The sequence below is a fragment of the Nonomuraea rosea genome, from assembly GCF_039539705.1.
GTDB classification, from domain to species: domain Bacteria; phylum Actinomycetota; class Actinomycetes; order Streptosporangiales; family Streptosporangiaceae; genus Nonomuraea; species Nonomuraea rosea.
On the sequence record NZ_BAABDQ010000030.1, the window covers coordinates 136785 to 162948 of the forward strand.

Below are 26164 nucleotides of genomic sequence, written 5' to 3' on the forward strand. Positions count from 1 at the left end.
TGAACGTCGAGGCCGAGGGGTCGCCGGCCCGTCGGACAGCCCGCACGGCCCGTTGGTGGAGCCGTACGCGCTCTATGTTGGCCTCGATGCGTCCGTGGGTGCTAGTTGGTCGCCACGTCGAGGTCGTACCGGACGCGCCGGGGGGAGCCGGACCGGCCAGGGCGGGACTGTTCAGCCCGGCTTCTTGTGCTCCGACGCCGGAGCGGGCGTCACTTCTTGAAGGCGTCCTTGACCTTCTTGCCGGCGTCCTTGGCCTTTTCGCCAGCCTGCTTCAGGCCGCCCTTGGCCTGGTCGGTACGCCCTTCGGCCCGCAGGTCCTGGTCGTCGGTCGCGTCGCCGATGTTCTCCTTCGCTCGTCCCTTGAGCTCCTGGGCCTTGTTGCGGATCTTGTCGTTGGCGCTCATGTCCATGCCTTTCGTGTCGTGTTCCTGCGACCCCTTGTACTTTCCGGCCAGCAGGGACGAAAACGTGGTTTCGGTCCTGGGCCGGAACTGGTGAGGACCTCAGGGCGGGTGAGGGGAGGCTGGTGAATAGACTTGTCCAACGTGACTTCCAAGCCGCGTATCCCTGATGTCCTGGCCGCTCGCTACGCCTCGCCGGACCTGACCCGTCTGTGGTCGCCCGACTACAAGATCATCGCTGAGCGGCGGTTGTGGCTGGCGGTGGTGCGGGCGCAGGCGGAGCTGGGGATCGCGGTGCCCGAAGGGGCGATCGACGACTACGACAAGGTGGTCGAGCAGGTCGATCTGGAGTCGATCGCGGCGCGGGAGCGGATCTCCCGGCACGATGTGAAGGCGCGCATCGAGGAGTTCAACGCGCTGGCCGGTCACGAGCAGGTGCACAAGGGCATGACCTCGCGCGACCTGACCGAGAACGTCGAGCAGCTCCAGGTGCGTGACAGTCTCCTGCTGGTACGCGACCGGGTGGTGGCGTTGCTGGCCCGCCTGGCGACGCTGGCCGAGGAGCATGAGGCGACGGTGGTCGCGGGCCGGTCGCACAACGTGGCGGCGCAGGCGACGACGCTGGGCAAGCGGTTCGCCTCGGCGGCCGATGAGCTGCTGGTGGCCTATCGGCGGCTGGAGGAGCTGATCGCCCGTTATCCGCTGCGCGGGATCAAGGGTCCGGTGGGCACCTCGCAGGACATGCTCGACCTTTTGGGCGGCGACCGCGCCAAGCTGGCGGAGCTGGAGGGGCGGGTGGCCGCGCACCTGGGGTTCGCGCACCGGTTCACCAGCGTGGGGCAGGTCTATCCGCGGTCGCTGGACTTCGAGGTGGTGACCGCGCTGGTGCAGCTGGCGGCGGCGCCGTCGTCGCTGGCCAAGACGATCCGGCTGATGGCCGGGCACGAGCTGGTCACCGAGGGCTTCAAGGAGGGCCAGGTCGGCTCCTCGGCGATGCCGCACAAGATGAACACCCGCTCCTGCGAGCGCGTCAACGGCCTGGCCGTGGTGCTGCGTGGTTACGCCTCCATGGTGGGCGAGCTGGCGGGTGACCAGTGGAACGAGGGCGACGTGTCGTGCTCGGTGGTGCGCAGGGTCGCGCTGCCGGATGCGTTCTTCGCCTTCGACGGGCTGGTGGAGACGATGCTGACGGTGCTGGAGGAGTTCGGCGCGTTCCCCGCGGTGATCTCGGCCGAGCTGGACCGCTACCTGCCGTTCCTGGCGACGACGAAGATGCTGATGGCGGCGGTGCGGGCGGGTGTGGGCCGTGAGCAGGCGCACGAGCTGATCAAGGAGCACGCGGTCGCGTCGGCGCTGGCGATGCGCTCGCGCGGTGCCGCGAACGAGCTGCTCGACCGGCTGGCCGCCGATGAGCGTTTCCCGCTGGACCGTGCGGCGCTGCAGGGGCTGCTGGCCGATCGGGTGTCGTTCACCGGGGCGGCGGCCGATCAGGTGGAGGCGGTCTCGCAGCAGGTGGGCGAGATCGTGACGGCGCATCCGGAGGCGGCCTCGTACCGTCCCGGCGCCATCTTGTGATCCGTGAGCTGCGTCTGGCCGATCAGGTGCGGGCCGCGTGCGGTGACGACGATCTGGTGATGTGGGCGGCGCAGGGCATGACCGACGCGTGCGGCGCCCGGGTGTGGGCGGCGGGCGACGCCGTGGTGGCCGCCTGCCCGCGGATTTCGCGGCGGGATCGGCTGGCGGTGTGGGGCGGTCCCGGGTGCGCGGCTGAGCTGGTCCGGCATGCGCTGGGGGAGGTGGGGCCGTCCTTCCGGCCGTTCGGGGAGGCGGGGCTGGTGCGGGCGGTGACGGCTGCGGTGGACGGGCTGGCGGTGAGCGGGGAGTTCTCCTGGATGAGCCTGGACGGCACGGTGGGTGGTGCGGACCGTGTGCCCGGTGCGGTGGGGTGGCTGGATGGTGGCGCCGATGCGGAGATCGCGGCGTTGCTGGCGGCGGACGCGCCGGACTCCTACGCGGCGCCCGGGGTGGCCGGGGTGCGGCGCTGGGCGGGGTTACGCGTCGGCGGGCGGCTGGCGTCGGTGGCCGCCGACGCGTGGTCGGCGCCGACGGTGGGGCTGCTGGCGGGCGTGGCGACCGGGGCGCGGTTTCGCGGGCGCGGGCTGGCCGAGCGGGTGTGCCGGTGGGTGTCGGGTGAGCTGGTGCAGCAGTATGGGCGGGCGGCGTTGATGGTGAACGACGACAACGCGGCGGCCATCGCCCTCTATGAGCGGATCGGGTATCGGCGGCGCCGATTGCTGGCCGCCCACGCGGTGGGCTGACCCTCGCCCGCGCATGGCGGCGGTGGCCGTCCGGCCGGCGATCGCGCAGGGCGGGGGTATGGGTGGGTGGCGCGGAAAACCTGGTGAGGTTCGGGCGGCGCTGGGGCAGAGTTGACGGCGTGATGTCCAATTTTGTACCTGGTATTGAGTTGTCGCGCGCTTTCTATGGCGAGGTGGTGGCGCCGCTGGTGCCGGGCGTGGCCCACAGCGCCGCGTTGATCGGGCCGGGGTCCGAGGTGCTGGCGTTCGACACCGCGCGTTCGGCCGATCATGACTGGGGGCCGCGGGTGCTGCTGTTCGTGGCGGCGGAGGCGGTGGCCGAGGTCGAGGCGAAGGTGGCGGCCGCGCTGCCTGAACGTTTTCAGGGTTTCCCGACCGTGTTCGACTATCACGGGCGGTCGCGGCCCGGGGTGACGGTGGCGGACTTGGGGTCGTGGCTGGTGGAGCAGCTCGGGTTCGATCCGCGGCCCGGGGTGTCGTTGCTGGACTGGTTGTCGGCGCCGTGGCAGCGGCTGGCCGAGGTGACGCGGGGCGAGGTGTTCCACGACGGGCTGCCCGGTGGCGGGCTGGAGGCGGCGCGGGCGGCGTTGCGGTGGTATCCGGAGGACGTGTGGCGTTACGTGCTGGCCTGTCAGTGGCGGCGGATCGCGCAGGATGAGCCGTTCCCCGCCCGGTGCGGTGAGGTGGGTGACGAGCTGGGCTCGGCGGTGGTGGGGGTGCGGCTGGCGCGTGAGGTGATGCGTCTGGCGCTGCTGCTGCGGCGGCGCTATCCGCCGTACGCGAAATGGCTGGGCAGTGCGCTGGCGCGGATGCCGGGCTCGACGGAGCTGGGTGAGTCGCTCGGTGCGGCGGTGGCCGCGCGGTCGTGGCGGGATCGGCAGGAGGGACTGTCGGCGGCGTACGCGCGGGTGGCGGCGTTGCAGAACCGGATGGCGCTGGCCGAACGGCTGGATGAGCGGGTGCGGGGGTTTCATGACCGGCCGTTCGAGGTGATCGGCGGGGACCGGTTCGCCGAGGCGTTGCTGGCGTCGGTGGCCGATCCGGTGATCAGGGGGCTGCCGGTGGCGGGGTGTGTGGATCAGCTGTCGGATTCGACGGAGCTGCTGGTGGCGCCGGGGCGGGCGCGGGTGATGACGGCGGCGGTACTGGGTCTCGGCGCTTAGTGATCTACATTGTAAAGGTGGTGGGCTGTGCTGTTTTTCCCTCTTACTCCTTTACACCCTAATCAACGAGGGACGAGGCCAGCTCCGCTGTGTGGTTGCGCCAGGCGCCGAGGGTGGTGGGGGCGGCGCCGGTGCAGGTGATGATGAGGCGGGCGCCGTGGCCGGTGCCTTCGGTGAGCTCCCAGCGGACGGTGCCGCCCGGGATGTCGTACTCCAGGAGTTTGCCGCTTTCGGCTCGGGTGACGGGGCCGGGCTGGAGGCCGGGTGGCGTGAAAGGTGCGGGTGGCGTCTGGCCGGGGGTGGCGTGGTGGCCGTCGAGTACGCGCCAGACGTGGTCGGCGTGGCGGGTGAGCTGGCGTTCGAGGCGTACGGTGTCGCCATCGGTGTCGCCATCGGTGTCGCCGTGGGCGGTGGTGGCTGGGTCGAGGCCGAGGATGGCGATGTAGTCCTCGTGCAGGCGGGCGGTGCTTGCGGGGTGGTGGGCGGGGCGTTCGTCGAGGTGGGCGAGCAGGGCTTGGATGCAGGTGTGCCAGCCGGCGGCGAAGCTGGCTGCGCCGTGGAGGTCGGTGAAGGTGTGGGTGAGGGTGAGGATGCTGCCGTCGCCGTCGGGGTGGAGCTCCCAGCGCAGTTCGTCGTCGCCCCAGGTGTGGGCGAAGACGTGGGGTGGGTCGAGCTCGGTGATGTGGCCTTGCGGGCCGAAGCCGTAGGTGATGCGGTCGCCGTCGATGGTGATGTTGGCGGGGAACCAGTGGGCGAGGTGTTCTGGCTGGGTGATGGCGCGCCAGACTTTGGCCGGTGGGTGGGGGAGGCGGCGTTGCATGCGCAGGGTGGTGCGGCCGTCGGGGTGGATGGTGAGGTTGTCGTTCATCGTTCGTCTTCCATGGTGTCGAGGTGGTGTTCGAGGAGGTCGAGGCTGTTGGTCCAGAGTTTTCTGTAGGGGGTGAGCCAGGCGTCGATGTCGGCGAGGGGTTGGGGGCGGAGTTCGTACCAGCGTCGTTGGGCGTCTTTGCGGACGGTGACGAGGCCGGCCTCGCGGAGGGCGCGCAGGTGTTTGGAGGTGGCGGGCTGGGTGAGGCCGAGGTGGTGGGTGAGCTCGCCGACGAGGTGGGGGCGTTGGAGGAGGAGGTCGAGGATGTGTCGGCGGGCGGGTTCTGCGAGCACGTCGAAGCGCATGGGTGTGAATATACCCGGGCGAGTATATGCCCGCAAGGGCATGTAGGAGAGGTCAGGCGCGGCGGGCGTTGGCGTGGATGGCGTGGCGTACGTAGTCGGCCAGCCCGGGGGCGAGCTCGTCGTAGGTGGCGGTGAAGCGGGGGTCTTGGGGGTACATGTCGCCGAGGCAGCGGTGGATCTCGTAGGTGCAGGTGTAGAACCAGCGGGTGATGTGGCCGCGGTGGCGTTCGGCGAGGTCCATGGCGTGTTCGCCGTCGGCGGGCAGGCCGGCTTTGTAGGCGGCGACGAGGTCGGCGGCGATGCTTTCGCCTTCGGCTCGGAGCTGGAGCCAGTCGGCTTTGGTGTAGGTGGCGACGCGGCGGCGGCTTTGGGCGTACTGGTCGGTGGAGCCCCAGCGGCGTTCGGCTTCTGCGTCGTGGTCTTCGGGCTGGAAGCCGCCGAACACTTCCAGGCGTTCTTGCGGGGTCAGGGCGATGTTCTGGGTGCGGGCCTGCATGGCGCGTTCGACGGCGGCGATGACTTCGTGGATGCGTTCGGCTTTGCGGGTGAGGAGCTCGTGCTGGCGGCGCAGGTGGGTGAGCTCGTCGGTGCGGGGTTCGTCGAGGATGACGGTGATCTCGTCGAGGCCGAAGCCGAGCTCGCGGTAGAGCAGGATCTGCTGCAGGCGGGTGAGGTCGTCGTCGGTGTAGCGGCGGTAGCCGGCGCTGGTGCGTTCTCCGGGGGTGAGCAGGCCGATCTCGTCGTAGTGGTGCAGGGTGCGTACGGTGATGCCGGCCAGTCTGGCGACCTGTCCCACGGAGAAGCTCATGTCTTCCACTTTGCCGGGTGACGTTGGGTGAGGGTCAAGTTCGGGGCCTGGCTGGACTCTGCTGTGGGGGGAGAGTTCATGCTTGGTGGTGTGGATGAGGATTTGTTGCCGATCGGGCAGTTCGCGCGGCTGGGGCGGTTGAGTGTCAAGCAGTTGCGGCACTATGACGAGCTGGGGTTGTTGCGGCCGGCGTATGTGGATGCGGAGACGGGTTATCGCTATTACCGGGCTTCGCAGGCTCGGGAGGCGTTGTCGATCGGGTTGCTGCGGTCGTTGGATGTGCCGTTGCCGGTGGTGGGGCAGGTGTTGTCGGGGGTGGGCGGGGCGCTGGAGTCGGTGCGTGATTCGCTGGAGGCTGAGCTGGTGCGGCGGCGGCGGGCGCTTGCTTCGCTGGAGCGGGTGATGGCGCAGGGGTTGCCGTCGGCGCAGGTGCGGGTGGTGCGGGAGCCTGCGCGGTGGGTGGCGGCGGTGCGGGAGCGGGCGGCTTGGCCTGAGGATGTGGGGCGGGCTACGTCGGCTGGTGTGGCGCGGGTGGTGGCGAGTGTGTACGGCGCCGCCGGCCCTCACGGTGGGTTGGTGCCGTGTGAGCCGGTGCAGCTCATCGGGTTGTTCCCGGTGGACGTCGGCGACGTCGTGGAGGTGACGGTCGCCGTGGTGCTCGACGCCGGGGAGACAGACGGCGATATGAGCTCCGGTGTGCCGGTCTGGCAGGCGGGTGGGGGTGTGGAGGTGCGGGTGCTGCCGGGTGGGAGTTTCGCCTGCGCCACTCATGTCGGGCCTTATGACCAGATTTCTTTGACGGCTCATGCCGTGCTGGCGTGGTGTGCCGAGCGGCGTCACGTGGTGCGTGGTCCGATTCGCGAGGTGTACGTGTCGGATCCGGCCGTCACTCCGCCCGATCAGCTGGTGACGCACCTGATGGTCGCTTTGGAGGCGGAATGATGGCACCTGGCCTGAGCACGGTCGGCCCTTGGGCGGCGGATCTCCTTGGACCGTCGGCGAGCAGGTCGGCGATGGTGGGCTTCAGATGCGGGGCCGGAGGGTGCGCCGGACGGCGATGCCGCCCAAGGCGAGAGCGGGGATGAGCAGGATTCCCGCTTCGGTCCATTGGAACTGCCAGAATCTGCTCGCGGGGTGAAATTCGGTGACCTGCCGATAGCCGTGGCTGAAGGAGCACTTGTCGTACTTCTTGGTCGTCTGGTCTGTCCCACACGGGCCGGCGAGCGCGAGTTCTCTGTCCTGGAAGGTGAACTTCGTGCCGCTTCCGTCGATCCAGTAGCCGCTCACGTACAGGGAGTCCTTCGGTGTGGGATCGTCCATGACCTTGGCTTGTACGGCTCGTTCCGGTGTCGCGTAGAAGGGCGGTGCCTTGAGGAGGCCGAAGAACGCCGCCGCGCACACCGCGAGGGTCACCGCCATCGCGGGCAGGGTCCGCCGGAACAGCGCGCCCGTGGCCATGCCGAGTACGAACGCGAACAACCACCACGCCGCCGGCACGATGCCGACAAGGCGGAACCATCTCGGGTCGAAGTGGTCGACGTTGTATGGGGGGACGTCGAAGGCGGCCAGCCACGGGGTCACCATGCCGGCCAGCGCCAGCCCGCTGAGTGTGACGGCGGCGCCGAGCCCGGCGATTTTGGTGGCCAGCCAGCGGCGTCGTGTCACAGATTGGGTCCAGGTCAGTTGGTGTGTGCCGTGCTCGAACTCCCGGGCCAGGAGCGGAGCGCCCCAGAAGGCGCCGATCATGGCTGGGGCCAGCAGCGGCAGCCAGCCGAGGAGTTCGCCCACCGGCTGTATGCGCTCGTTCATCTCTATGCGGTAGGCGTTGCAGGCGGGTGTGTCCGTCACGCAGTCGGCCGTGGGAGCGGTCTGGGCGGCGAAGTCGGCCGTGCCCAGGCCGCTGATGAGCAGAACCGCGCCGAGGGCGGCCAGCAGCATCGTGGTGAGCAGCACCTGCGTGCGGTGCTGCCGCCAGGTAAGCCACAACACTTCTCTGTCTCCTTGGCGATCAGGAAAGGGTCAGGGTCGGATGAGGCAGGGAGGTGGCGTCGGGGCGGCGCAGGTAGGCCAGCACCAGTTCTTCCAGACTTACGCCGGACGCTGTCCATCGCGGGTCGTGCCATGGCGTTCCCGGGCTGGTGCGGGCCAGCAGGTCGGCCTGCCGTTCGCTGCGGCTGTCGCTGATCACCGGCATCCGGGCCGCCACTCCGTCGGCGAGCTCGGCCGGGCCGGACAGCAGCCGGTGTGTGGCGAGCAGTTCGTCGACCTCGCCGCTGATCTGGACCTGGCCGCGGTTGAGCACCACCAGCCAGTCGCAGGCGTTGGTCAGGTCGGACACCACGTGGGAGGAGAGCACGACGGTCATCTGGGTTTCGGCCACTGCTGCCATCAGGGAGCGCATGACGTCGTGCCGGGCCACGGGGTCGAGGTTGGCGAGCGGTTCGTCCATGACGAGCAGATCCGGCCGTTTGGCCACGGCGATGGTCAGCGCGACTTGCGCCTGCTGGCCTCCGGAGAGCTTGCCGACCTTGCGGTTCAGCGGGATGTCCAGCTCTGTCAGCCGTTGCCGGGCGAAGCTGTCGTCCCACCGCGGATTGAGGTGATGTCCGAAGCGGAGCATGTCGGCGACGGTGAAGCCGTCGTAGAGGGGTTTGTCCTGGGCCAGGAACGCCACCCGCGCGAGGGCCTCCGCTCGCTGCCCGACGGGTTCGCCGAAGAGGCGCACGCTGCCTCGGGTGGGGGCGATCAGCCCGGCGACCAGGTGGAGGAACGTGGATTTGCCTGCGCCGTTGGGTCCGACGAACGCGACGACCCGGCCGGCGGGGACGGTCAGGGAGCAGTCGCGCAACGCCCATGTGCTCCGATATCGCTTGCCGAGCCGCACGGCCTCCAGGGCCGCCGGGCTCGGCGTGGAGGAGGCGTACTCACCGGATCCGCCGCCGAAGATTCCTGCCGTCCGGCCCGCGGTCATGCGGTCTCCTCCCAGGACGAGTCGGCGAGCATCGAGGTGAACAGCGCCTGCATGTCTCCTTGGTCGAGCCCTGCTTCATGGCAGCCGCGCATCCATTGGGCGAGGTCGCGGCGGAGCCGGATGTGATCGGCCGTGGAGCCGCCACCCAGGGACCGCTGCACGAACGTGCCCAGCCCGGGGCGGCCGGCGACCAGGCCCTCGTGTTCCAGTTCGCGGTAGGCCTTGGCCACTGTGTTCGGGTTGATCGCGAGGTCGCTGACGACTTCTTTGATCGTCGGCAGCCGATCGCCCGGCATGAGTGCGCCGAGCCGCAGGGCGTGTTTGACCTGATGCACCAGTTGCAGATAGGTCGCCACACCGGAGCTTGGGTCGAGGCGAAGCTTGATCACCACTAATACCCTTTTCCTATTAGATTAGTAAAAGGGTATTAATGTTCGCGATCTTCGTCAACTCGGCCTCCCGGCCTCTCGCGCGGGTCGTCATCGCCTCTTCCCAAGAGCCCCAGATGCGGCCCGCACTGCCAGCCGCAAGGCAGCTCTGCGTCCCAGCGGTGGCGGACTGCGCTTCGCAGGAACGAATCCACCGCCGTGTCCGACGGCGATGAGGTCGAGCAGCCCTGTACCGGGGCCGCCCGGTCCAGACCGGCTCGCCGTGCCGGTCACGCTCCGGCGCCTACCACACCGGACGGTTCACCAAAGTCCCTCGGCTGGCGAAGCTGCTATGGGTGCCGACCCCGATCGGCCGCGGGCCGGGGCGGCTGTGGCGGCCAGGCATCCCGCCGCCGACGCCCCGGCCCGCGGACATCCGCGTCCCCTATGCCGCTGTTCCCACCTCACCCAGGAACAGGAACTTGTGTGGACATCCGCACCGTTGCGGGACGCCTCGGCCACGCAGACGGGGGAACGACAGCGTCGCGGGTCTATGCCGCCGGGCGCAGAAATCGGACCGACGCGCCGCGGAGCTGCTCGCATGTCGGTTTCCCGAAGGATGCGGTGAGGTTGGCGATGCCCTGGCCGGCTTTGGCCAGGCCCGCAAGCTGCGGCCGGTCAGGTTCTGCGCGAGATGACCATGATGTATTCGCAGGGAGCGTTTGTTCGGTTGGCGAAGCCGTGGTCCGCGTCGGCCTGGAAGAACAGGGAGTCGCCTGTGTTCAGGGTCTCGCTGATCCCGCCGATCGCGACGGTGAGGGTGCCTTCGAGGACCACGAGTTGTTTCTCCGTACCCGGCGGATACGCGGGCAGCAGCCCGGTGGAGACCTGCGCGGGGAGGTGGTGGACGATCATCTCGGCTCCTCCCGCGCCCGGGGCCGCTGACACCATGTGCCGCTCGAAGCCGGTTTCCGGGTCGCGGAAAACGGGGCGATCGTTCTTGCGCATGACAATGGCCACACCGGACGCGGCGGCAGCTGGCGCACCGATCAGGTCCGAGAGCGACGCGTCGAGCGCGTGGGCGATCCTGGACGCGACGCCGATGGTCGGGCTCTTCTCACCGCGTTCGACCTTGGACAGCATCGCCCGGCTGACCGACGACTGTGCGGACAGCTGCTCCAGCGTCAGGCCGGCCTCCTCGCGGCGTCGCCGCACGTTACCGCCGAATGCGCCGGCCAGGTCGTCGCCGTGCTGTGGTTCGGCCGCGTTTGCGTCTTGCTCGACCACCGTGCTCCTCGATCGATGGGTACCTTCGCTGCCCACAGTGTAGGGTTTCTCCTAAAGAAGATTTGATCTTCTATCGGAGACGCGCGATGTGCGCCCAAGCACGACGGAGGTTCCATGCGTTTGATCTCGAGTGGCCGGCACCATGCCACGTTCGAATTCGGCGATCTGCAGGTGACCTCGTTGCGAGACGGGTACATCGACATGCCGCCCACCCGGCTGCGCGACGAGGATGGGCGCACGCTCGATGAGCTGCCGGGCGCCGTCCCGCTGGCCGGCGACAACTTGCGGCTGTCGGTCAACGCGTTCTTCGTCACCGACGGCACACGGTCGGTTCTCATCGACACCGGTGCGTCCAACGTCTGGCACGACCCCACCATGGGCTTGATCTACGACGCGCTCGACGAGGCGGGAATCGACCGCGCGCAGGTCACCGATGTGGCCATCACCCACAAGCACGAAGACCATGTGAGCGGCCTGATCGCGCCGGACGGTTCACAGGCGTTCACCAAACTCGAGCGCGTGTGGATCGGCGCGGGCGACACCTCGGTGTTCACGGGGCGGCTCGGGCCGATCCGCGACCGGGTCGTACCGGTGTCGGAGAAGGTCGCGATCAACGACTGGACCACCGCGATCCCGACGCCGGGCCACACGCCCGGGCACACCGTCTACGACGTCAGGAGCGGCACCGGCCACCTTCTCGTCTGGGGCGACACCGTTCACGTTCCCACGCTCCAATTCGATCAGCCGAACGTGTCGTGGGAGCTCGACGGCAACCAGCCCCAGGCCCGAGCCGCGCGAGCGGCGCTCCTCGAACAGCTGACCCAGCCACACCATTTCGTCGCCGGCGCCCACCTCGACTCACCCGGCGTCGCCCGCGTAACCCCCTCCGGCGACGGTTATACGCTGGAATACCTCGCACCCCCGATCGGCTGATCGAGCCTGTCGGCTCTGGGCGGTGCGTGACTACCGTCGCTACCTGTTACGCGAGGCCGACCCCAAACCCTCGGTGCGCTACGTCAGCAACCCCCCGGCCACCGCTCGACGACTTCCCCCCTGCGGCGCGGCCTGGGCAGGCCGCCATCGCCCAGGCCGCCGGTGTGGAGGACCCCGCCACCGCCCACGTCGGAACTCGGAACCCCGCACCTTCGTCACCCGGCTGATTCGCGGCGGCGAAGACCTCGTCCCCGTTGCTGAACTGGCCGGCCACTCCGCCTCTCGACACGCTGCCCATCTACAGCCGGCCCACCGACGACGACAAACAGGCCGCGCTGCGCCACCGCACCGTTGACCGCTGGCCAACGTGGGCGAGATGACCACCGACCCGGACGACACCAAACCCGCCGAGAAGAATCGGCAAGCTCACGGCCCCGGCACCCGCACCGGGCCTGTCCGGCCCGGCGGCTGGCCGGACTGGCTCGGACGACGTCCCATGACCAGCGACGACATGGCCAAGATCCGCAAAGCCCTCGAAGCCGGGCTGCCCGCAGGAGTGCGGCCCGCGGACGCGACGCGGCCGACTGCGTCAACCCGCTCCGCCACGCCCTGGCAAGCTCATCACCGAACACGGCTGGACCACCCGAGACGAACCCCGCTGACCTGCGGCTCAGCGCTTATCGAGAAGTCTCGTCGGAGTAGGACCACGGCCCCGTACGGCGACGGACCCGCCGTACGGGCGGGGAGCCGTCAGGGGGTGGGCAGGGCGGTGGCCAGGTGGGTGGCGGTGAGGGAGCCGGGGGCGGTGAGAAGGTCGCGCGGGGTGCCTTCGAACATCAGCCGCCCCCCGTGCTTGCCTCCCCCGGGTCCCAGGTCGATCACCCAGTCGGCGCGTTTGATCACGTCGAGGTCGTGTTCGATGACGATGACGGTGTTGCCGGCGTCGACGATGCGGTCGAGCAGGTCGACGAGACTGTCGACGTCGGACATGTGCAGGCCGGTGGTGGGTTCGTCCAGGACGTAGACGCTGCCGGTCTTGGTGAGCTCGCCGGCCAGTTTCATGCGCTGGCGTTCGCCGCCGGACAGGGAGCTGGTGGGCTGGCCGAGGGTGAGGTAGCCGAGGCCGACGTCGACGAGGGTGCGGATGCGGGGGGTGATGGCGCGTTCGGTGAAGAAGGCGGCGGCTTGCTCGGCGGTGAGGGCCAGGACGTCGACGATGGTGTGGTCGCGTAGCCGGTGGCTGAGGGCTTCGGCGTTGTAGCGGGTGCCGGCGCACAGCTCGCAGGTGGCGGTGACGGGGTCCATGAAGGCGAGGTCGGTATGGATGATGCCGCGGCCTTCGCAGGCGGGGCAGGCGCCGGTGGAGTTGGCGCTGAACAGGCCTGGCTCCGCGCCGGAGTGGCGGGCGAACAGGCGGCGGATGGGGTCGAGGACGCCGAGGTAGGAGGCGGGGGTGGAGCGGGCGGAGGTGCCGGCGGCGTGCTGGTCAACGACGACGGTGCCGGGGTGCTGGGCGGGCAGGACGTCGCTGATGAGGGTGGATTTGCCGGATCCGGCGACGCCGGTGACGCAGGTGAGGACGCCGGTGGGGATGCGGACGGTGAGGTCGCGCAGGTTGTGCAGGGTGGCGGCGGTGATGGTGAGCCAGCCGGCCGGGTGGCGTACGGCGGGTTTGAGCGGGGTGCGGCGTCGCAGGTGGCGGCCGGTGCGGGTGCCGGAGGTGGTGAGCTCGGCGACGGTGCCTTGGAAGACGATGTCGCCGCCGTGGCGGCCGGCGCCGGGGCCGAGGTCGATGACGTGGTCGGCGATGGTGATGACGTCGGGGTCGTGTTCGACGACCAGGACGGTGTTGCCTTTGTCGCGCAGGGCGAGCAGGAGCTGGTTGAGGCGGCCGACGTCGCTGGGGTGCAGGCCGACGCTGGGCTCGTCGAAGATGTAGGTCATGCCGGTGAGGCTGGAGCCGAGGTGGCGCACGGTTTTGAGGCGCTGGCCCTCGCCGCCTGAGACGGTGGTGGTTTCGCGGTCGAGGCTGAGGTAGCCGAGGCCGATCTGCTCGACGCGGGACAGGGCGCGTGCGGCGGTGTCGGCGACGGGGTTGCCCAGGCCGGTCAGGACGGCGATGAGGTCGGTGATCTCCATGGCGGCGTAGTCGGCGATGGTGTGGGGGCCGATGGTGGTGGCGAGGGCGGCCTGGTTGAGGCGGGCGCCCCGGCATTGGGGGCAGCGCCCTTCGGTGACGAAGGCGAGGACGGCGCGGCGATTCTTCTCCGACAGGGCCGACAGGTCGCGTTTGAGGTAGAGGCGGGTGAAGCGGTCGGCGACGCCTTCGTAGTCGACCTTGTTGAGGGTGCCGTTCTTGCCGCGTACGTCGACTTTGAAGCCGCTGCCGTGCAGGAGAAGGTGGTGTTCGGCGGGGGTGTAGTCGGCGAGGGGTTTGGCGGGGTCGAAGGTGCCGGAGCGGGCGTAGATCTGCCACTGCCAGGTGCCGACGCCGAACAGGGGGAAGCGGATGGCGCCGTCGTCGAGGGATCTGGCCGGGTCGAGGAAGGCGTCGAGGTCGAGGCGGACGGCGCGGCCGAGGCCGTCGCAGGCGGGGCACATGCCTTGGGGGTCGTTGAAGGAGTAGGCGAAGGAGTAGCCGGCGCTGGGGGAGCCGTAGCGGGAGAACAGGATGCGCAGGACGGGCAGGATGTCGGTCATGGTGCCGACGGTGGAGCGGGTGTTGCCGCCGACGGGTTTCTGGTCGACGACGATGGCGGCGGCGAGGTTGTCGATCGCGTCGGCTTCGGGTTTGTCGTGTTTGGGGAGCCGGTTGCGGATGAACCAGGAGTAGGTCTCGTTGAGCTGGCGTTGCGACTCGACGGCGACGGTGTCGAAGACGAGGGACGACTTGCCGGAGCCGGACACGCCGGTGAACACGACGAGTTTGTGCTTCGGGATGCGCAGGGAGAGGTTTTTCAGGTTGTTCACCCGCGCTCCGGTGATCACGATGGCGTCGTCCATGCGGGCCACGTTAGGGCAGGGGGCCGACAGTTTTGCCGCGGGTTCTCGTCGGGGGTGCGCCGGTGTGGAAGGCGGCCCGGCAGGCGAGCAGGGCCAGCGCGAACGCGGGCAGCCAGGCCAGGCGGGCCGGCAGCCAGGCGGGGGTGTCGGGTACGGTGTGCAGCCCGGGCAGGGCACGGCCGGTGAGCAGGCCGAGCGCGGTCACCGCGATCATGGCGGTCTGGTGCCACAGGAAGATCGTCATGGCGGAGAGGTTGGCCAGCGCGACGGCCGCCCAGACCGCTGGACGGCGCAGGATCCGCCGTAAGGGACCGAGCAGGAGCAGCGCGGCGCCGCACTGGGCCAGGCCGAAGGTGACGGCGGCCAGGGTGGGCGGGGACTGGTTCGAGATGGCGGCGCCGGGCACGCCGACCATGGAGGCGGGGTAGCCCGCCCAGGCGATGAGCGCGGCGGTGCAGGCGGCGCCGCCGAGCAGCAGCGCCCATCCGGTCCCGCGATCCTGCAGGCGGTCACGGGCCCAGGCCGCACCGAGGCAGTACGGCACCAGCCAGCCGGCGGCCACGTTGATCCAGCCGATCTCGGCGGGCCCGTCGAGCCCGAAGCGGGTCACGTCGGCGAGCGCGACCGTGGCCAGCGGCCACACCGGGTGCAGCCGGGCGGCCAGCGGGGTGAGGGCCGTCAGGGCGGCGAAGACCAGCAGGAACCACAGCGGCGACCACACCAGCTTGGCCAGCGCGTACGCGGTCGCGGCGTCGGCTCCGAGTGCGAGCATCGAGACGGTTATCAGGGTCCAGAGCGCCGTGACGGCGGCGACCGGGCGGAGCAGGCGGGTCATCCGCGTGCGCAGCCACCGCCCGTAGCCGGTGTCGCGGGCGCGGGCCGCGGTCAGGCTCCGGGCGGCCATCCGCCCGCCGACGAGGAAGAACAGCGCCATCGTCTGCAACACCCACGACGCGGGGGCCAGGTAGGGCATGTGCCGCAGCGGGCTTTCGACGCGTACGGTGCCGCTGTCGGCGACCAGCGCGGTCACCAGCCAGTGGCCGAGGACCACGCCGCCGATGGCCAGTGCGCGCAGCGCGTCGGCGGCGCGGTCGCGGCCGGCCGGGGTGACCGCGTCGAGACGCCGGATGAGGTCATGCACGGATGAGCGCGGCGGTGCAGGCGGCGCCGCCGAGCAGGAGACGCTGGATGAGGTCATACACGGCCGCCCGCCTGGACGGGGTGCTGCCCTGAGACGATCCGGGCGATGTTGCGCAGGGACAGGGAGCCGGTGTCGAGGTAGTCGCTGTGGCCGCCGTCGCCTGTGGCGAAGAGGCGGGCGCCGGAGCCTGGGCCGGCCGGGTCTTGGCCGAAGCCGAGGGTGACGAAGGGCAGGTGGAGGCGGGCGTGCGGAACGCAGGCGATCCAGTCGTGGCCGCCGCGGCCGGCCCAGAGGGTCGATCGGGTGCGCAGCGCGCGGACGTCGGCGGCGGTGCTGCCGGGGCTGCCGATCAGGACGATGTCGCTGACGCCCGCGATGCCGGTGCCTGTGGTGCCGCCTGCGGCAGTGCCTGTGGTGCCGGTCGTGGTGCCGCTTGTGGTGTCTGGGCGTTGCGCGGCTTTCCCGCAGGCCACGCCCCCGTAGGAGTGGCACACCAGGGAGATGCGGGCGGCGGGCTTGAGCGCGGTCAGTCCCCGTACGAACGCGCGCAACGCGGGTGCCGCGTCGTCGGCCCGGCCGGTGGTGAGCGCTGCCAGGCTCAGCATGGCGGGCGGGCGGTAGCCGAGCCAGGCGATGACGGCGGCCCGGTCGCCGAGTGCCTGCCGCAGCCGCAGCGAGCCGCCGCGCAGGAGGCCGTACTTGTCGAGGCTGGTGTCGGAGCCGGGGACCAGCACGGCGATGCGCCCGGCCGACGCCAGGTCGCCGAAGACCTCGGCGGTCCGGCCGCCGTCACGGCCGTCGAAGGACAGGAACCGGCGCGCGGGATCGGCCATGGCGCGCAGCATCGCCGCCCGCCGCAGGTCGCCGTGGCCGGCGGCTGTGCGCTCGGCGGCCAGGATGTCGTCGCGGACGGCGGCGAAGCGCGCCTCCAGCGCCGCCGTAGACGCGGCGGTCGCGGCGCTCGCGGGGGTCGCCGTCCGCAGCGGGGCCACAGCGGCGGGAACGGCAGAACCGGCGGCTGGAAAAGCGGTGGGAAAAGCGGCAGGAACGGGCGCGGGAACGGCCTCCGGGCGGGCCGCGCCCGTCACCGGCCCGGCCACCGCGGCGGCGATGGCCGCGAGGAGCAAGGACCGGCGCAGCCGGGACAGGTTGACGTGGATCACCTGATCGACGGTGCCGCAGCCGATGCCCACGCCACATCGGACCGTCGTCGGGTTTCGCGGCGGCCGCGGTAGACCATGGTCGTACACCCAGGGTCTGATGCGGAGGTCCGGGAGGCGCCGTTACGATCCTGGGCATGCACGTGACACCGCCCTTGCCCCTGCCGAAGCGGGTACCGTCCGGCGCGTGGACGGCTCTCGCCCGGTGGGCGGGCCTGGTGTCCACCTTCCTCGTCCGGATCAGGCTCCCCGCCAAGCACGGGCTGACGTTGCTGCCCCGCAACGAGGCCGCACCCCGGGATGCGGGGGTCTCAGTCCGCCTTCGGCTGGGTACGCCGGGCGTAGGCGCGGGCGGCGCGGGCGCGGTCGCCGCAGCGGATGGAGCACCAATGGCGGCGGCCGTGGCGTAGCAGGTAGCGGTTGCAGGGGGTGGAACCGCAGGGGGTGAGGCGCTCGGCGTCGGGGCCGGTGAGGAGGTCGGCCGCGTTGGCCGCAAGGGCCGCGAGAGCGCGGTCGAGGATCTCGTTGGTGGGGCACGGCGCCGCGCGGTAGGGGCCGTTCTTCTCGTCCCAGAACAGCAGGGCGGCCGTGGGAGCCCTGCTCAGCGCGTCGTTGACGGCGGACAGGGCCGTGGGCAAGACGGGCAGCCCGGCGACACGGGCGGCGAACAATGCCCTGAGGTGTTCGCGCAGCGAGCGCAGCTGCGTCGTGCACATCTCCTGGATTCCGGCATCCGCGGGAGCGAGGCCGCGTTCGGTGAGCCACAGATTCGTCGCCTCAGGGGTGCCGAGGAGATCGATGTACTGCCCTCCAGGCAGCGCGAGGGCGCTGTTGACGAAGTCGAGGGCGAGGTAGGCCTGCGCGCCCGGCGCGGGCGGCAACACAGACTCGGCGGTCGGGAGCTCGCTCATGCCTCTCATGGTACGGCTTGCGTTCATCCGTGATACACCGCTACCGTCCTTCACGGATAGACCACTTCTCAACCGTGAGGTTTCTCGATGGCCAGTACCAGCACGTCCTCTGAGCAGATCCCCGTCCGCGTCTTCGGCGGCCCGACCGCCCTTTTCGAATACGGTGGCCTGCGCTTCCTGACCGACCCGACCTTCGATGCTCCCGGCACCTACCAGGTGCCGGGAGGCCAGCTGACCAAGACGGCGCCCTCCGCCGCACCGGCCGGCCTCGGCCGGATCGACGTGGTCCTGCTCTCCCACGACGAACACCCCGACAACCTCGACACCTCCGGCCGGGCCCTGCTCGCCGACGTCCCGCTCACCCTCACCACGCCAGGAGGCGGACAACGCCTGGGGAGCGGAGCCAAGGGACTGGCCGACTGGGAGTCCATCGAACTGGACCGCCCCGGCGGCGGCACGATCACCGTCACCGGGGTGCCCGCCATCCACGGGCCCGGCGCACGCGAGGACGTCGAACCGATCACCGGCCAGGTCGTCGGATTCGTCCTGACCGGGGAGAGCCTGCCCACGGTCTACGTCAGCGGCGACAACGCCTCACTCGACATGGTCAAGCAGATCGCCGAACGCTTCGGCCCGGTAGAGACCGCCATCCTCTTCGCCGGAGCCCCTCGATTCGCCGACCTCTTCGGCGGCGAGCTGATCGTCCTCGACAGCGCCCAGGCCGCCCAGGCCACCAGGATCCTCGGCGCCCGCCGGGTGGTTCCCGTCCACTACGACAGCTGGGCCCACTTCACCGAGGGCCGCGACGAACTGGTGGCCGCCTTCACCGACGCTGGACTGGGTGACCGCCTGGACCTGGGCGACCGGAGCTGACCGCGCACCAAGGCAACCCTGATCACCCGGCCGAGGCCTCGGCCGGGCCGGCCGGCCGCGGCGTTTCTCCGCCGGGCGACCCCTCCTCTCTTGCCGACCCGCGCCGATGGCGCCGTCCGGCCGGGTCACACCTATCGAATGCATGAGGACTCTCTCGTCATGACTACCGTGCCTGCCCGGATCGAGGACCTCCCACGCCTTCAGGCGCAGCGCCGTACTCTGATCGTCCTGGTCGCCGCTCAGGTCCTCAGCGGCGCCGGGCTGGCGGCCGGCGTGACCGTCGGTGCCCTGCTCGCGCAGGACATGCTCACCTCCACCAGCCTTGCCGGTCTGCCCAGCGCCCTGGGCACCGCCGGCTCGGCGCTGGCGGCCTTCGCCGTCGGGCGCATCTCTCAAACCCGAGGCCGCCGCCCCGGCCTTGCCGCCGGGTATCTGGCCGGCGCCGTCGGCAGCGCGGGCGTCATCGCTGCCGCCGTCGCCGGCAATACCGTCCTGCTGTTCCTGGCGCTGTTCGTGTACGGCGCAGGCATGTCCACCAATCTGCAGGCCCGCTATGCCGGGGCCGATCTGGCGCTCCCCGCGCGCCGCGCCCGGGCGGTGTCGACGGTACTGGTCGCCACCACGGCGGGCGGCGTGGTGGGCCCCAACCTCACCACACTCACCGGCGAGCTCGCCCGCACCTTCGGCATCCCCTCTTTGGCCGGGCCGTTCCTTCTCGCCGGCACCGCCTACGCGCTGGCCGCCCTGGTCCTGGCCATCTGGCTGCGCCCCGACCCGCTGCTCCTGGCCCGCACCCTGGAGGCCGAACGCACCGCCGTGGCCCGCGCGCAGCCGGGCGGCACCCGCGGCCTGCTCCCACCGGTGGCCGAAAGACATCGCTTCAGCGTGTTCGTCGGCGCCCTGGTCATGGTGCTCACCCAGCTGGTCATGGTCGCGATCATGACCATGACACCCGTCCACATGCAGGACCACGGCCACGGCACCGCCGCCTCCGGCCTCGTCATCGCCATCCACATCGGCGCGATGTACCTGCCCTCGCCCCTGACCGGCTGGCTCGTCGACCGCTACGGCCGCTTCACGATCGCCGCCGCCTCCGCGCTGACCCTGCTGGCCGCCGGACTCGTTGCCGCCAGCGCCCCCGGCGGCTCCGTCACCCCGCTCGCCGTGGCCCTCGCGCTGCTGGGTCTGGGCTGGAACCTCGGCCTCGTCACCGGCACCGCCATCATCACCGACGCCGTCCCGCTGGCCACCCGCGCCACAACCCAAGGCCTGGTCGACGTCTCCGTCGCCATCGCCGGCGCCACCGGAGGCATGGCCTCGGGCCTCGTCGTCGCCGGAGCCGGCTACCCCCTTCTGGCCATCGGCGGCGGCATCCTGGCGCTGGCCATCGTGCCGGCGGTCGCCGCGGTGCGCAGCCGATGAGCACCCGGTCTCCCCTTCGCCTTGCCCGTGTCGAGGTGACGCCGGTCATCGGCGTCGCCGCCGTCAAGGCGTACGCGGGCCGGTTACTGACCAAGCTCGGCGCGTGACCGGGTTCAGCCGGTCGTCCTCGCCTACGAGGCGGGGCTGGTGTCCGTGCCGAGGTGATCGCGACGACGGTCACGCCCTGCCCGTACGGTGACCTGGCCGAACTCCGGCCGCCTCAGCGGACCCGGTCGTAGACCATGGCGATCTCGCCCAGGTCGCCGGTCTCCTGGTGGGTGAGGGTCCACGTCGAAGCCGGCAGGCCGTCGTCGAACAGCCGCTGCCCGCCTCCGGCGATCTCAGGGAAGATCATGAGATACAGGCGGTCGAGGAGGTCCGCCGCGAGCACCGCCTTGATGACGCTCGCGCTGCTGTTGAGGAGGATGTCGCCCGTGCCGGTGGCCTTGAGCTCGGCTATGACGTCGGCGGCGGGGGAGTTGACCACGCGGGTGCGCTCCCACGGCGCTTCGGTCAAGGTGGTGGACAGGACCACCTTCTCCGTGCCGACCAGCCAGGTGGCGTATCCGCGATCACGCGGATCGGCGTTCTCGTCGTCGGCGACCGGCGGCCAGTAGCCCATGAATCCTTCGGCGTTGAGCCGGCCGAGCACCGCCGTGGTCGCGTTCTCCCAGATGCGCGTCATGTGGTTCCGCGCGACCTCCGTGGTCACGTACGGGGCGAACGCCCCGAAATCGCCAGGCCCGCCGGGGCCGTTGTAACGCCCGTCGAGGGTGAGGCTCAGGTTCGCGGTCACCTTACGGCCGGTCGAGTCGGTCATGTCGTGCTCCTTTTATCGGTGTGCTCGGTGCTGGTGTCGTGCCGAGTGCTGGGGTCGGGGTCGGGGTCATGCGGGTGCGCGGCAAGAGTCGCCGCGAGCTTGTCGAGGCTCTGGCCGAAGCCGATCTCGATGCCCGCGATGAAGTCGGCGGACTCCACGGTGCTGTCGGTGATCCGGAAGTGGACGTCGAGGTCCGTGCCCATGCCTGCGCCGGTGCTGGTGGGCCGGAGGCCGAGGTCGAGGTGGGCGGTGAAGGCGAGGCCGCCGCCGGGGAGCAAGGGGGAGAGCCGGTAGGCGAGGCGCTCACCAGGCTGTACGTCCTCGACGACCCCCTCCGCGCGCCCGGCGACCAGGTCGGAGCCGTCGGCGTCCTCGGCGTCGCGGTACTCGTGGACGATCCGGCCGCCTGGCCGCGCCTCGAAGACGAGCTCGGAGACGCGCAGGTCGTCGGGCGTCCACCATCGGGCCAGCAGGGAGGTCTCGGTCAGGTGGCGCCAGACCAGCTCGGGCCTCCCCACAAGCGACCGGGAGAAGCGGAACGAGCGGCCGTCGGCCCACCCCGGCTCCTTCGCGGCGAGCCGTTCGGCGTTCAGGCCGAGCCCGTAGCGGTCGTAGGTCTCGCGCGGGCCACCCGCCTGATCGGCGGTGTCGGCCAGCCGGCTGAGTGCGGCCGCCAGGTCCCGCAGGGGCGCGGTCCGCAGCGCGTAGATGCGGCGCTGGCCGGAGCGGTGGGAGGTGACGAGGCCGGCGCGTTCGAGGGCCTGCAGGTGCTTGGTCGTCTGCGGCTGGCGTGCCTCGGCCAGCCGGGCGAGGACGCCGACCGGCCGGGGCCGCTCGGCCAGCAGGCTCACGAGCCGCCAGCGGGCCGGGTCGGCCAGTGCGGTGAGGAGTGCGTCCATGGAGAGAACTATTCTCCATAGCGAATATTCGTGTCAAGGAATATCTATGAATGGAGCCGGGGACTCCAGGCCTGGGCGGCGGTGCCGAGGCCCGGCGGCCGGGCCTGACCTTTCCGGCGGTCGCGGTAAGGACCGCAGGCCCGGTCAAGACGGCTGGGCCAGATGGCGCCTCCTCCAGTGGCCGGGCGAGGCGGCGCCGGTGACCGCCGGCCAGGGACCGTCCCTGGCCGGCGGTCACCGGCGGCGCCGATGAAGGATTCACTCCATAGGCGTTCCAGCCCGTTCTCCTCCACCGCCGCGACAACGAAACGGCGTGGAACGCCGCCGCCGCGAGTGTTTACATTTGCGCGGAATCAACCTATGAACAGATGGGACGATCGGGCCGGGCCCGTCGGCGGATACGGAGGACGGTCATGCCGAGGCTTTCGCGCAGCGATTGGTACGATTTAGCGCGCGACACTAATTGGACTTTCCGTTACGCCGACGAGGACGCGGTTTTCCCCGAAGCGCTTTCCGGCTCCCAGCGCGTCTCCAGCGAGGCGTGGACGCACTGGGACGAGCCGTACAAGATCAGCTATCGCGAATACGTGCACAATCAGGTCACGAAGGACACCACCACGTACTCGCTGAAGAACGTCGTCGGCCGTTCGAAGCTGTTCGACCAGCTCGACCCGGGCTGGAAATCCGTGATCCTGGCGCATTACGGCGCCATCACCATGCCCGAATTCCTGGCCGCCATCGGAGAGGCCCGCATGGCCCGCTTCGGGCGGTCGGCCGCCTGGCGCAACACCGCCACCTTCGGCGCGCTGGACGAGATGCGGCACGGGCAGATCCAGGCGTTCTTCCCCTACGGCCTGCTCGACAAGGAGCCGCGCGCCGACTGGGCGCTGAAGGCGTACCACACCGACAACTGGGTGGTGCTCGCCGTCCGGCACCTGTTCGACGACATGTTCGTCGCCAACGACGCGGTCTCCATGGCGCTGCAGCTCACCTTCACCTTCGAAACGGGTTTCACGAATCTGCAGTTCCTCGGCATGGCGGCCGACGCGATGGACGCCGGCGACCTGGAGTTCGGCGCGCTGATCTCCAGCATTCAGACCGACGAGGCCCGGCATTCGCAACAGGGCGAGCCGACGATCAAGGTGCTCATCGACAACGGGCACAAAGAGTGGGCGCAATTCCTCATCGACCACATGTTCTGGCGCTCGTGGCGGGCTTTCGCGGTGCTCACCGGGCTGTCGATGGACTACTACACGCCGCTGGAGAACCGGCGGCTGTCGTTCAAGGAATTCATCGAGGACTGGGTCGTCAAGCAGTTCGCCGAGCAGTTCCACGATTTCGGCCTGGACCATCCCTGGTATTGGGAGGAGTTCATCCGCGAGCTCACGTGGTATCACCACGCGATACACCTGGGCGTGTGGACCTACCGCCCCACCGTGTGGTGGAACCCGGACGCGGGCGCCTCCGCCGCCGAACGCGACTGGCTGGAGGAGAAGTACCCCGGCTGGAACGACACCTTCGGCCGGAACTGGGACGTCATCCAGGACAACCTGCGCGCCGGGAACGTCGCGGCGACCCTCCCCGAGACGCTGCCGATCATGTGCAACCTCTGCCAGATCCCCATCGTCCGCCCCGCCGGCGTCAAGGCCGGCGCGCTCGACTCGCCGGCGCCGCTGCGGCACACGCACAACGGCCGCACGTACCTGTTCTGCTCCGAACCATGCAAATGGATCTTCACGTCCCGGCCGGAACGGTTCGCCGGCCACAAATCGCTCATCGACCGCCTCCTGAGCGGCGACATCACCCCGCCCGACCTGGGCGGCGTGCTGCGCTACATGGGGTTGTCCGAAGCCGAGCAGGGACGCGACGCCACCGGCTACTCCTGGGCGCTCGGCCAGGACGGCACCGGCCCACACACAGGCTCCGGCGCGGGATAGGGCGGGGAGAGGTCATGGCGCTGCTGCCGTTGTGCGCGAACTTCCGGGACGACATCGCGGTGCTGCTCGTCGCCGTCGACGACCAGGACACCGCCGAGACCGTCGGACAGAAGATCGCCGCCCATGTCGTCGGCCACCGGGTGGCGGCCGCCCCGTGGCCCATCCGAATCCGCCACCAGGGCCGGATCCTGCCCCCCGGCCAGCCGGTCGGCGAGGCGGGAGTGGGCCCCCTCGACCACGTCGAAGCCTTCTACGATGCAGGCTGAAGCCCCCTGCCGCTGGCTGCGCGCCGCCACCCTGGACGAGCTCTGGGAGGGCGACATCGCCGAGGTCGACGTGGGCGGCGACCGGGTGCTGCTGGCCCACCTGCCGGGCGGCCGGCTGCGCGCCTATCAGGGCCTGTGCCCGCACTCGGAGTTCCCCCTGGCGTCGGGCGACCTCGACGGCGAGGTCCTCACCTGCGCGGCCCACGGATGGGAGTTCGACCTCACCACCGGCCGGGGACGCAACCCCGACACCTGCCACCTGTACGCCTTCCCCGTACGGCTGGAGGGCGAGCACATAGCCGTCGCGGTCCCCGACGACGGCCGCCGTCATCACAACCGGTGCCGCGGCCTGCCGCGGGGCGAGTGAGGAGCCCGCTCATGGCCGACGATCACAGGCGGATGGTGGGACCCGTGGTCCGCGGGTTCGACCCCGACGTCGTGGACGCGCTGCTGACCGCCCTGGAGATCGACAACCCCGGCAAGGAACTCCTGGTGGAGGACCACGGCGGATACGTGCGCATCCACGCGCCGCGGCACCTGCGCCTGACGCGCGCCAGCCTGGAGGAGGCCGCGGGACGCCCCTTCCCGCTGTCCGGCCTCGAACCGGCGATGGCCAGCTTCGCCGGCCGGATGCGCTACGCCGGCGACGACGAGCTCATCTGGTACCTGACCAGGGAGGACTGACCATGGCGACGGCAGGCGACCCGCGCCGGCGGCGTACCTGGAGCCTGTTCGGCGACGAACGCCGCAGGCCCGACGAGTACGACATCGTCACCCGCGGCTTCCACTACCACTTCGGCAGAACCCCCGCCCCCTTCGACCTCAGCCCCGACAGCGCGATCAACCAGTGGTACCTGCGCCACCGGGAAGGCTCACTCCTGCAGGCCGCCGACTGGGAAGGCTTCCGCGACCCCGCGCGGCTCAACTACCGGCGCTACGTCGCACTCCAGCACGACCGCGAGATCTACGCCGAAGGCGTCGTCGACAGCTTCGAGGCCGACGACCACGACGCCCGCCTCGACCCCGCCTGGGTCGCGGTGCTGGGCCGCCTGTACCTGCCCGCCCGCTTCGCCCTGCACGTCCTGCAGATCACCAGCATGTACGTCGCCCAGCTCGGCCCCAGCGCCGCCGTCACCAACGCGGCCCTGTTCCAGGGCGCCGACGAACTACGCGCCCTGCAATGGATCGCCTACCGGGCCAAGTCGCTGTCCCTCACCCACGGGACGGAACTCGCCGAGAGCCGCACCGCCCGCGCGATCTGGGAGGACGACCCCGCCTGGCAGCCGGCCAGGCAGACCCTGGAGACGCTGCTGCTCGCCTACGACTGGGGCGAGGCGTTCGTCGCCCTGAACCTCGTCGTCAAGCCCGCCTTCGACACCCTGCTCAAGACGGCCTTCGCCGACCTGGCCCAGGCCAACGGCGACGGCCTGACCGCGCGGCTGCTGAAGGACTCCGGCGCCGACTCCGTACGCAGCCAGGCCTGGAGCTCGGCCCTGACCCGCTACGCCCTCACCGCCCGCCCCGACAACCTCAAACCCCTCACCGAATGGCAGCACCTGTGGGCGCCCCGGGCGGCGAGCGCCGTCGAAGGCCTGGCCGCGGTGTTCGCCGACGCCCCGGAGCCCGCCGACCCGCACGCGACGGCGGCCGGCGTCACCGCCGCCGCCGAGCGCTACCGCTCGTCCTGCACGACACCGCCCGCCCCCGGGCCGTAGAGCGCGGCGATAGAAATACCGGTATTTGTATCCCGGGTATAGAGTGTCGCCATGGTGCGACCTCCGCTGACCCCCGAAGAGCGGCTCCGCGGCGAACAACTCGGCCTGGTCCTGCGGCAAGCCCGCGGCGAGCGCAGCATCGTCGAGGTCGCCGCCGCGGCCGGCATGTCCGCCGAGACCCTGCGCAAGATCGAGACCGGCCGGATCGCCACGCCCGCGTTCTTCACCATCGCGGCACTGGCCGACGAGCTCGGCATCTCCCTCGACCTGCTCGCCGTCCACGCCACCCCCGCCCCCACCTGAGCGACCCCGGCACGGCCGTGATGGCCCGTGATCGACGGTTCCTGGCCGCCACGCGATGGCGGCGCCGGCCCCGCCTCACCCAGCATGGAGACGAACGCCCGCCGCGCCCGCGAGCCGGGCGGCGAGCGCGGGAGGCCTGTGGTGGGTACCCAACGTCCGGACGAGATGAAGATCGGCGTCTACCTCGGGTGCCACCGGAATACGGCGGAAACGGGCCGCGGACTGAGGTAACCACTGGTCAGTGGCCTGCGAGTGCGGCGTAGGCGGTAGATCTGCCGCAACCGCGGTGGCC

27 protein-coding genes are annotated in these 26164 nt (G+C 70.6%); 13 read left to right on the forward strand and 14 right to left on the reverse strand.

What is annotated here, in order from left to right; all coding sequences use genetic code 11:
• Positions 1-209: 209 nt before the first annotated feature.
• Positions 210-404, reverse strand: coding sequence for a CsbD family protein (locus tag ABEA43_RS46545; protein ID WP_345572501.1), 195 nt, complete (start codon positions 402-404; stop codon positions 210-212).
• A gap of 141 nt (positions 405-545) precedes the next feature.
• Between ABEA43_RS46545 and purB the strand changes: the two genes are divergently transcribed.
• From purB to ABEA43_RS46560, 3 genes are all read left to right on the forward strand, one after another.
• Complete coding sequence (gene purB / locus ABEA43_RS46550) at positions 546-1976, forward strand: adenylosuccinate lyase (protein ID WP_345572502.1); 1431 nt, start codon at positions 546-548, stop codon at positions 1974-1976.
• A complete protein-coding gene (locus ABEA43_RS46555) occupies positions 1973-2719 on the forward strand; it encodes a GNAT family N-acetyltransferase (RefSeq protein ID WP_345572503.1) in 747 nt (248 codons plus the stop codon). Before purB ends, ABEA43_RS46555 begins: the two co-directional genes overlap by 4 nt.
• 149 nt (positions 2720-2868) lie before the next feature.
• The gene (locus ABEA43_RS46560; RefSeq protein WP_345572504.1) at positions 2869-3882 is read left to right on the forward strand and encodes a DUF4037 domain-containing protein; all 1014 of its coding nucleotides are present in this window, start codon (positions 2869-2871) and stop codon (positions 3880-3882) included.
• Positions 3883-3940: 58 nt separating this feature from the next.
• Here ABEA43_RS46560 and ABEA43_RS46565 read toward each other — a convergent pair whose 3' ends face one another.
• Genes ABEA43_RS46565 through ABEA43_RS46575 form a run of 3 tightly spaced genes read right to left on the reverse strand, consistent with a single transcriptional unit; the run spans position 3941 to position 5863 of the window.
• The gene (locus ABEA43_RS46565) at positions 3941-4750 is read right to left on the reverse strand and encodes an SRPBCC family protein (RefSeq protein WP_345572505.1); all 810 of its coding nucleotides are present in this window, start codon (positions 4748-4750) and stop codon (positions 3941-3943) included.
• Positions 4747-5055, reverse strand: a complete 309-nt coding sequence (locus ABEA43_RS46570) for an ArsR/SmtB family transcription factor (protein WP_345572506.1) — start codon at positions 5053-5055, stop codon at positions 4747-4749. The genes ABEA43_RS46565 and ABEA43_RS46570 overlap by 4 nt, the downstream gene beginning before the upstream one ends.
• Positions 5056-5107: 52 nt before the next feature.
• Positions 5108-5863, reverse strand: coding sequence for a MerR family transcriptional regulator (locus ABEA43_RS46575; protein WP_345572507.1), 756 nt, complete (start codon positions 5861-5863; stop codon positions 5108-5110).
• Between the two features lie 78 nt (positions 5864-5941).
• Between ABEA43_RS46575 and ABEA43_RS46580 the strand changes: the two genes are divergently transcribed.
• The gene (locus ABEA43_RS46580; protein ID WP_345572508.1) at positions 5942-6805 is read left to right on the forward strand and encodes a MerR family transcriptional regulator; all 864 of its coding nucleotides are present in this window, start codon (positions 5942-5944) and stop codon (positions 6803-6805) included.
• An 81-nt stretch (positions 6806-6886) separates the two neighbouring features.
• On the opposite strand, the gene ABEA43_RS46585 is transcribed toward ABEA43_RS46580, so the two are convergent.
• The 4 genes from ABEA43_RS46585 to ABEA43_RS46600 form a co-directional block, all read right to left on the reverse strand.
• Positions 6887-7852, reverse strand: coding sequence for an ABC transporter permease (locus ABEA43_RS46585; protein WP_345572509.1), 966 nt, complete (start codon positions 7850-7852; stop codon positions 6887-6889).
• Positions 7853-7871: 19 nt separating this feature from the next.
• Positions 7872-8834, reverse strand: coding sequence for an ABC transporter ATP-binding protein (locus ABEA43_RS46590; RefSeq protein WP_345572510.1), 963 nt, complete (start codon positions 8832-8834; stop codon positions 7872-7874).
• Positions 8831-9223 carry a GntR family transcriptional regulator gene (locus ABEA43_RS46595; protein WP_345572511.1) on the reverse strand — a complete coding sequence of 131 codons (393 nt, stop codon included), beginning with the start codon at positions 9221-9223 and terminating at the stop codon, positions 8831-8833. Before ABEA43_RS46595 ends, ABEA43_RS46590 begins: the two co-directional genes overlap by 4 nt.
• 657 nt (positions 9224-9880) lie before the next feature.
• The gene (locus tag ABEA43_RS46600) at positions 9881-10489 is read right to left on the reverse strand and encodes a helix-turn-helix domain-containing protein (protein ID WP_345572512.1); all 609 of its coding nucleotides are present in this window, start codon (positions 10487-10489) and stop codon (positions 9881-9883) included.
• A 114-nt stretch (positions 10490-10603) separates the two neighbouring features.
• Between ABEA43_RS46600 and ABEA43_RS46605 the strand changes: the two genes are divergently transcribed.
• Positions 10604-11422, forward strand: a complete 819-nt coding sequence (locus ABEA43_RS46605; RefSeq protein ID WP_345572513.1) for an MBL fold metallo-hydrolase — start codon at positions 10604-10606, stop codon at positions 11420-11422.
• 750 nt (positions 11423-12172) lie between these two features.
• Here the strand turns inward: ABEA43_RS46605 and ABEA43_RS46610 are convergent.
• The 4 genes from ABEA43_RS46610 to ABEA43_RS46625 form a co-directional block, all read right to left on the reverse strand.
• The gene (locus tag ABEA43_RS46610; protein ID WP_345572514.1) at positions 12173-14425 is read right to left on the reverse strand and encodes an ATP-binding cassette domain-containing protein; all 2253 of its coding nucleotides are present in this window, start codon (positions 14423-14425) and stop codon (positions 12173-12175) included.
• A gap of 10 nt (positions 14426-14435) precedes the next feature.
• Positions 14436-15566 carry an acyltransferase family protein gene (locus tag ABEA43_RS46615; protein WP_345572515.1) on the reverse strand — a complete coding sequence of 377 codons (1131 nt, stop codon included), beginning with the start codon at positions 15564-15566 and terminating at the stop codon, positions 14436-14438.
• Positions 15567-15619: 53 nt separating this feature from the next.
• Positions 15620-16759 carry an alpha/beta hydrolase gene (locus ABEA43_RS46620; protein ID WP_345572516.1) on the reverse strand — a complete coding sequence of 380 codons (1140 nt, stop codon included), beginning with the start codon at positions 16757-16759 and terminating at the stop codon, positions 15620-15622.
• Positions 16760-17037: 278 nt separating this feature from the next.
• Positions 17038-17637: an ABATE domain-containing protein gene (locus tag ABEA43_RS46625; protein ID WP_345572517.1), complete on the reverse strand. Its 600-nt coding sequence runs from the start codon at positions 17635-17637 to the stop codon at positions 17038-17040.
• Positions 17638-17724: 87 nt separating this feature from the next.
• Here ABEA43_RS46625 and ABEA43_RS46630 point away from each other — a divergent pair, with 87 nt between their 5' ends.
• Entirely contained in the window at positions 17725-18510 is a 786-nt protein-coding gene (locus ABEA43_RS46630; RefSeq protein WP_345572518.1) for an MBL fold metallo-hydrolase, read from the forward strand.
• Positions 18511-18669: 159 nt separating this feature from the next.
• Positions 18670-19932 carry an MFS transporter gene (locus tag ABEA43_RS46635; protein ID WP_345572519.1) on the forward strand — a complete coding sequence of 421 codons (1263 nt, stop codon included), beginning with the start codon at positions 18670-18672 and terminating at the stop codon, positions 19930-19932.
• Positions 19933-20152: 220 nt separating this feature from the next.
• On the opposite strand, the gene ABEA43_RS46640 is transcribed toward ABEA43_RS46635, so the two are convergent.
• Both ABEA43_RS46640 and ABEA43_RS46645 read right to left on the reverse strand, forming a co-directional pair.
• Entirely contained in the window at positions 20153-20752 is a 600-nt protein-coding gene (locus ABEA43_RS46640) for a dihydrofolate reductase family protein (protein ID WP_345572520.1), read from the reverse strand.
• Positions 20749-21651, reverse strand: coding sequence for a metalloregulator ArsR/SmtB family transcription factor (locus tag ABEA43_RS46645; RefSeq protein WP_345572521.1), 903 nt, complete (start codon positions 21649-21651; stop codon positions 20749-20751). The genes ABEA43_RS46640 and ABEA43_RS46645 overlap by 4 nt, the downstream gene beginning before the upstream one ends.
• 413 nt (positions 21652-22064) lie before the next feature.
• On the opposite strand from ABEA43_RS46645, the gene ABEA43_RS46650 reads away from it, so the two are divergent.
• The 6 genes from ABEA43_RS46650 to ABEA43_RS46675 are packed head-to-tail and all read left to right on the forward strand — an operon-like array spanning position 22065 to position 25872.
• Positions 22065-23588 (forward strand): YHS domain-containing protein, encoded by a 1524-nt coding sequence (locus ABEA43_RS46650; RefSeq protein WP_345572522.1) that lies wholly within the window; start codon positions 22065-22067, stop codon positions 23586-23588.
• Between the two features lie 14 nt (positions 23589-23602).
• Positions 23603-23854, forward strand: coding sequence for a toluene-4-monooxygenase system B family protein (locus ABEA43_RS46655; RefSeq protein ID WP_345572523.1), 252 nt, complete (start codon positions 23603-23605; stop codon positions 23852-23854).
• Entirely contained in the window at positions 23844-24221 is a 378-nt protein-coding gene (locus tag ABEA43_RS46660) for a Rieske 2Fe-2S domain-containing protein (RefSeq protein WP_345572524.1), read from the forward strand. Before ABEA43_RS46655 ends, ABEA43_RS46660 begins: the two co-directional genes overlap by 11 nt.
• A gap of 11 nt (positions 24222-24232) precedes the next feature.
• On the forward strand, positions 24233-24538 hold the full coding sequence (locus ABEA43_RS46665) for an MmoB/DmpM family protein (RefSeq protein WP_345572525.1): 306 nt from the start codon (positions 24233-24235) through the stop codon (positions 24536-24538).
• Between the two features lie 2 nt (positions 24539-24540).
• Positions 24541-25569 (forward strand): aromatic/alkene monooxygenase hydroxylase subunit beta, encoded by a 1029-nt coding sequence (locus tag ABEA43_RS46670; protein ID WP_345572526.1) that lies wholly within the window; start codon positions 24541-24543, stop codon positions 25567-25569.
• Between the two features lie 51 nt (positions 25570-25620).
• Entirely contained in the window at positions 25621-25872 is a 252-nt protein-coding gene (locus ABEA43_RS46675) for a helix-turn-helix domain-containing protein (protein WP_345572527.1), read from the forward strand.
• Positions 25873-26164: the final 292 nt, after the last annotated feature.

Bases quoted from the DNA above. Each gene is read 5' to 3' on its own strand.
- ABEA43_RS46545 (WP_345572501.1), bottom strand. From the start codon at position 404: ATGAGCGCCAACGACAAGATCCGCAACAAGGCCCAGGAGCTCAAGGGA.
- ABEA43_RS46565 (WP_345572505.1), bottom strand. From the start codon at position 4,750: ATGAACGACAACCTCACCATCCACCCCGACGGCCGCACCACCCTGCGC.
- ABEA43_RS46570 (WP_345572506.1), bottom strand. From the start codon at position 5,055: ATGCGCTTCGACGTGCTCGCAGAACCCGCCCGCCGACACATCCTCGAC.
- ABEA43_RS46575 (WP_345572507.1), bottom strand. From the start codon at position 5,863: ATGAGCTTCTCCGTGGGACAGGTCGCCAGACTGGCCGGCATCACCGTA.
- ABEA43_RS46580 (WP_345572508.1), top strand. From the start codon at position 5,942: ATGCTTGGTGGTGTGGATGAGGATTTGTTGCCGATCGGGCAGTTCGCG.
- ABEA43_RS46590 (WP_345572510.1), bottom strand. From the start codon at position 8,834: ATGACCGCGGGCCGGACGGCAGGAATCTTCGGCGGCGGATCCGGTGAG.
- ABEA43_RS46605 (WP_345572513.1), top strand. From the start codon at position 10,604: ATGCGTTTGATCTCGAGTGGCCGGCACCATGCCACGTTCGAATTCGGC.
- ABEA43_RS46610 (WP_345572514.1), bottom strand. From the start codon at position 14,425: ATGGACGACGCCATCGTGATCACCGGAGCGCGGGTGAACAACCTGAAA.
- ABEA43_RS46625 (WP_345572517.1), bottom strand. From the start codon at position 17,637: ATGAGCGAGCTCCCGACCGCCGAGTCTGTGTTGCCGCCCGCGCCGGGC.
- ABEA43_RS46630 (WP_345572518.1), top strand. From the start codon at position 17,725: ATGGCCAGTACCAGCACGTCCTCTGAGCAGATCCCCGTCCGCGTCTTC.
- ABEA43_RS46635 (WP_345572519.1), top strand. From the start codon at position 18,670: ATGACTACCGTGCCTGCCCGGATCGAGGACCTCCCACGCCTTCAGGCG.
- ABEA43_RS46640 (WP_345572520.1), bottom strand. From the start codon at position 20,752: ATGACCGACTCGACCGGCCGTAAGGTGACCGCGAACCTGAGCCTCACC.
- ABEA43_RS46645 (WP_345572521.1), bottom strand. From the start codon at position 21,651: ATGGACGCACTCCTCACCGCACTGGCCGACCCGGCCCGCTGGCGGCTC.
- ABEA43_RS46650 (WP_345572522.1), top strand. From the start codon at position 22,065: ATGCCGAGGCTTTCGCGCAGCGATTGGTACGATTTAGCGCGCGACACT.
- ABEA43_RS46655 (WP_345572523.1), top strand. From the start codon at position 23,603: ATGGCGCTGCTGCCGTTGTGCGCGAACTTCCGGGACGACATCGCGGTG.
- ABEA43_RS46660 (WP_345572524.1), top strand. From the start codon at position 23,844: ATGCAGGCTGAAGCCCCCTGCCGCTGGCTGCGCGCCGCCACCCTGGAC.
- ABEA43_RS46665 (WP_345572525.1), top strand. From the start codon at position 24,233: ATGGCCGACGATCACAGGCGGATGGTGGGACCCGTGGTCCGCGGGTTC.
- ABEA43_RS46670 (WP_345572526.1), top strand. From the start codon at position 24,541: ATGGCGACGGCAGGCGACCCGCGCCGGCGGCGTACCTGGAGCCTGTTC.
- ABEA43_RS46675 (WP_345572527.1), top strand. From the start codon at position 25,621: ATGGTGCGACCTCCGCTGACCCCCGAAGAGCGGCTCCGCGGCGAACAA.